The 5,194-nt window shown below is 70.9% G+C and carries 4 protein-coding genes; all 4 read left to right on the top strand.

Annotated features, from left to right (window positions below; genetic code table 11):
* A partial coding sequence (locus D7X55_RS35450; RefSeq protein WP_121725362.1) for a TldD/PmbA family protein occupies positions 1–1,341 on the top strand: 1,341 nt, incomplete at its 5' end.
* Positions 1,342–1,349: 8 nt separating this feature from the next.
* A complete protein-coding gene (locus D7X55_RS35445; RefSeq protein ID WP_121725361.1) occupies positions 1,350–2,696 on the top strand; it encodes a TldD/PmbA family protein in 1,347 nt (448 codons plus the stop codon).
* A 62-nt stretch (positions 2,697–2,758) separates the two neighbouring features.
* Entirely contained in the window at positions 2,759–3,769 is a 1,011-nt protein-coding gene (locus D7X55_RS35440; protein ID WP_120548061.1) for a ParB/RepB/Spo0J family partition protein, read from the top strand.
* A 47-nt stretch (positions 3,770–3,816) separates the two neighbouring features.
* Positions 3,817–5,194 (top strand): sigma-54 dependent transcriptional regulator (locus tag D7X55_RS35435; RefSeq protein ID WP_147470338.1); only part of this gene is annotated, 1,378 nt, incomplete at its 3' end.

Here is a 5,194-nt window from a genome sequence, read left to right as displayed (position 1 = left end):
GACTTCGCGGAGGTGTACGTGGAGCGCACGTCCACCACCGCCGTGGTGCTGGAGGAGCAGCGCATCCGCAGCGCGCAGGTGGGCCTGGTCCAGGGCGTGGGGGTGCGCGTCATCGCCGGGGCCAAGGTGGGCTACGCCTACTCCGACGACTGGGAGGAGGCCGCGCTCGTCCGCGCCGCGCGCACCGCGGCGATGATTGCCCAGGGCGGCGGCTCCGAGCGCGCCTGGCCCATCAAGCGCGTCCCGGTGCCCAGCCACTACCGGGTGGGCCAGCCGCTGGAGGACGTGGCGGTGGCGCGCAAGACGGCGCTGCTCACCCGCGCGGACGCCGCGGCCCGCGCCTTCGACTCGCGCATCCAGCAGGTCAACGCGTCCTACGTGGATCAGACGCGCCGTATCGCCGTGGCCAACACCACCGGCCGCTTCAGCGAGGACACGCAGGACCAGTCCCGCATGAGCGTGCACGTGGTGGCGCTGGGGAAGAACGGCGAGCGGCGCACCGGCATGTACGGCAGCGGCGGCCGGGTGTCCTTCAGCTACTGGGACGGCGTGACGCCGGAGTCCGTGGCGGAGGAGGCCGCGCGCCAGGCCATCGCCACGCTGGGCGCGGTGGACTGCGTGGCCGGGCCGCAGACGGTGGTGCTGGCGCCGGGCTGGAGCGGCATCCTGCTGCACGAGGCGGTGGGCCACGGCCTGGAGGCGGACTTCATCCGCAAGGGCACGTCCCTGTTCGCGGGCAAGCTGGGGGAGAAGGTGGCCTCCGACCTGGTGACGGTCATCGACGACGGCACGGTGTCCAGCGCGCGCGGCTCCATCAACATCGACGACGAGGGCGTGCCGGGCGAGCGCAAGGTCCTCATCGAGAACGGCGTCCTCAAGGGCTACCTCTATGATCAGCTCAACGCGAAGCTGATGAACCAGCGCTCCACGGGAAGCGGCCGGCGCGAGTCGTTCAGGAGCCTGCCCCTGCCGCGCATGACGAACACCTTCCTGGCGCCCGGAGACCACGCGCCGGAGGACATCCTCAAGGAGGTGAAGCGCGGGCTGTACTGCGCCACCTTCGGCGGAGGCCAGGTGGACATCAGCAACGGCAACTTCGTCTTCGAGGTCAGCGAGGCCTACCAGATTGAAGACGGCAGGCTGGGCCGCCCGGTGAAGAACGCCATCCTGATTGGCGTGGGGCCGGAGGCGCTGAAGAACATCACCCGCGTGGGCTGCGACCCGATGCCGGACCCCGGCATGGGCGTCTGCGTGAAGGACGGGCAGATGATGCCCGTGGGCGTGGGCCTGCCCACCGTGCGCATCGACAACGTGACCGTGGGCGGAACGAAGGTCGGCTGAGGACTACCGTGAACTACGAACAGCTCGCGAAGAAGGTCGTCCAGCGCGCCGTGAAGAAGGGCGCGAAGCAGGCGGAGGCGTACCTGGAGGTGGGCCGCAACAGCAGCGTGCGCGTCCGCGAAGGGCAGATCGAGGACCTGACGGAGGCCACCAGCAAGGGCCTGGGCATCCGGGTCATCGTGAAGGACCGGCTGGGCTTCGCGTACACGTCCGACTTCACCCCCGCCGGCCTGGAGCGCGTGGCGGACCTGGCCGTGCAGCTGGCGGAGGCCGCCGCGCCCAACAAGCTCAACGGCCTGCCCGGCGCGAAGGACCTGGGCAAGCGCGGAGACACCGGCATCCTCTTCGACCCCAAGGTCGCGAACCTGCCCGGGGACTGGAAGATACAGGCGGCGTTGGAGGCGGAGCGCGCGGGCCGGGCGCAGGACACGCGCGTCGTCACCTTCGACTCCGTGTCCGCGGGCGACTTCGTGGCGGAGGTGTACCTGGCCTCCAGCGAGGGCGCGTCCGGCGGCTACTCCGGCACGTACGTGTACCTGGTCGCGGTGCCGGTGGCGTCCCAGGACGGGCAGCTCCAGACGGGCTACTGGCTGGACTACAAGCGCTTCCTGGACGACCTGGAGTCCCCGGAGTCCATCGGCCGCGAGGCCACGAAGCGCGCCGTGCGCATGCTGGGCGCGAAGCCGGTGAAGACGCAGCAGGTGCCGGTGGTGTTCGACCCGCTGGTGGCCGCGAGCTTCGTGGGCAACCTGTCCCAGGCCGCCAACGGCAACGCCGTCTACCAGCAGTCCAGCGTGCTCGCGCCCCACCTGGGCAAGCGGCTCGCGGGCAAGCACGTCACGCTGGTGGATGACGGCCTCTTGCCCCGGGGCCTGGCCACCGCGCCCTTCGACGGCGAGGGCGTCCCCACGCGCCGCACGCCCATCCTGGATCAGGGCGTGCTGTCCGGCTTCCTCTACGACGCCTTCACCGCGCGCAAGGCGAAGGCGCGCACCACGGGCAACGCGTCGCGCGGCTACAGCGCGCTGCCGGGCATCGGCACCACGAACCTCTACCTGGAGAAGGGCACGAAGACGCCGGAGGAGCTGATCCGCGAGGTGCCCCAGGGCCTCTACGTCACGGCGCTTTTGGGCCACGGCGCGGATCCGGTGTCCGGGGACATGTCCTGCGGGGCCAACGGCCTTTGGATCGAGAACGGTGAGCTGACGCACCCCGTGCAGGAGGTGACGGTCGCGGGCCACCTGCTCCAGATGCTGAAGGACGTGGACGCGGTGGGCAGCGACCTGCAGTTCCGGGGCGGCAGCGTGGGCGCGCCCACTGTCCGCTTCCGACAGCTCACGGTCTCCGGCGCGTAGCCAGCGCCACGCGGTCGCCTAGGCTCGCGGACCTCTTTCCCACGGCAGGAGGTCCGCCCCGCATGGCCGCGAAGTCCGCCCGCAAGTCCGCTGCCCCCCGCTCCAAGTCGGCCACGCCGCGCAAGCCGCGCCGCAAGAAGGCCGAACCGAAGTCGCGGGGCCTGAGCGCGGCGGAGGTCGCGAGCGAGTCCGTGGCCTTCCCCGACGCCCTCCTCCAGGCCGTGCGCGAGGACGGCGGCGAGGTGCTGTCCGTCTACCGCGACCCGCTGGGCGGACACCCCGTCGTCTTCGCCGTGCTCCCCATCGACAAGGTGGAGCCCACGCCCTACCAGCGCGACCTGTCCGAGCCCCACGTCAAGCGGCTCGCCACCGCCATGGAGCGCCTGGACCGCTTCCTGGACCCCGTCATCGCCGTGCGCGTGGACGGCCGCTACTGGACGCCCAACGGCAACCACCGCCTCAACGCCAGCAAGCTGCTGGGCGCGAAGTCCATCGTCGCCCTGCTCCTGCCGGACGAGGACGTGGCCTATCAAATCCTCGCCCTCAACACGGAGAAGGCCCACAACCTGAAGGAGCGCTCGCTGGAGGTCATCCGCATGGCGCGGGGCCTCGTGGGCGCGAACCGCCCGGGCAAGGAGTCCGCCTTCGCCCACCTCTTCGAGGAGCCCTCCTTCCTCACCCTGGGCGCCGCCTACGAGAAGCGCCCCCGCTTCTCCGCGGGCGCCTACCACCCCTTCGTCAAGGTGGTGGACGGCTTCCAGGACGTGCCGCTGGCGGAGGCCATCGCCATCCGCGACGCCCAGGCGGACCGGCTCCTGGAACTGGACGACGCGGTGGTCGCCGTCGTCAACGCGCTGAAGGAGCGCGGCCTCCAGAGCCCCTACCTCAAGAACTTCGTCGTCGCCCGGCTCAACTTCCTGCGCTTCCGCAAGGACGGCCCGCCTCCCACCTTCGACTCCACCGTCAGCCGCATGCTGGCCAGCGCCCGCCGCTTCAACGTGGACAAGGTGAAGCGCGAGGACATTGGCCGCATGGGCGGCGGGCCCCTGGAGCCGGACGAAGAGGGGGCTTGAAGGGAATGGGGATTGCAGGGCCGTGTTGAGAGAGGCCCCGTACTCCCATGACATCTCCCACGGTCCTGGTCGTCGACGACGACCGCGCCAACCTTGATTCCGTCGCCCGCATCTTCCAGCGGGAAGGCTTCGCCACCTTGTCCGCCGCGCAGGGCACGGAGGCGCTGGAGATGCTCCGGCGCCCCGAGGTCAGCGTCATGGTCACCGACCTGATGATGCCCGGCATGGACGGCCAGGAGCTGCTCAAGGCCAGCCGCGCCATCCGTCCGGACGTGGAGGTGGTGCTGATGACCGCCTACGGCACGGTGGAGACGGCCGTGGCCGCCATGAAGGACGGCGCCTACGACTTCATCACCAAGCCCCTCAAGCGCCACGCCCTGGTGAAGGCCGTGCAGAAGGCGCTGGAGAAGCAGGCGCTCGTCCAGGAGAACACCTCACTCAAGGCGAAGCTCGCGGAGATCAACCCCGCGGGCGGGCGCGCCATGGTGGGCCAGTCCCCCGCCTTCCGCGCCATGCTGGACACCATCCGCCAGGCCGCGCCCTCCACCGCCACCGTGCTGCTCTTGGGCGAATCCGGCACCGGCAAGGAGCTGGCCGCCCGCGCGCTGCATGAGCACTCCGCCCGGGCGAAGCAGGCCTTCGTCGCCGTCAACTGCGGCGCCATCCCGGAGAGCATCCTGGAGGCGGAGCTCTTCGGCGTGGAGCGCGGCGCGTACACCGGCGCCGTCTCCCGGCGCGAGGGCCGCTTCGAGCGCGCCCACGGCGGCACCCTCTTCCTGGACGAGGTGGGCGAGATGCCCCTCTCCGCGCAGGTGAAGCTCTTGCGCGTGCTCCAGGAGGGAGAGCTGGAGCGGCTGGGCGGCACGCAGACGGTGAAGGTGGACGTGCGGCTGGTCGCCGCAACCAACAAGGACCTGCAGAAGGAGGTCGCCGAAGGGCGCTTCCGCGAGGACCTCTACTACCGCCTGCACGTGGTGGAGATCCGCGTGCCCGCGCTCGCGTCGCGCCGCGAGGACATCCCGCTGCTGGCGGAGGCCTTCCTGCGCCGCTTCTCCGCGAAGAACGGCAAGGTGCTGCGCGGCTTCTCTCCGGACGCCCTGAACGTGCTGGAGAACTACGCGTGGCCGGGCAACGTGCGAGAGCTGGAGCACGCCGTGGAGCGCGCCGTGGTGCTGGCCCGCACGGACGTGCTGGAGGCCACCGACCTGCCGGAGTCCGTGCGCAAGGGGCCGCTGGGCTCCGCCGGACAGCTGGTCATCCCCATCGGGACGCCCATGGAGGAGATTGAAAGGCGCGTCATCCACGAGACCCTGCGCCACACCCGGGGGGACAAGACGCTCGCCGCCCGCTTGCTGGGCATCGCCGCGCGCACCATCTACCGCAAGCTCGAGCGCGAGCAGGGCGGCCCGGACGCACCTCCGAACC

The organism is Corallococcus sp. AB049A, assembly GCF_003668885.1.
Lineage (GTDB): Bacteria > Myxococcota > Myxococcia > Myxococcales > Myxococcaceae > Corallococcus > Corallococcus interemptor.
This window is presented reverse-complemented; position numbering and strand designations above follow the sequence as displayed.

What these genes read in the sequence shown, in the direction of transcription:
- D7X55_RS35440 (WP_120548061.1), top strand. Translation starts at nt 2,759, where the DNA reads ATGGCCGCGAAGTCCGCCCGCAAGTCCGCTGCCCCCCGCTCCAAGTCG.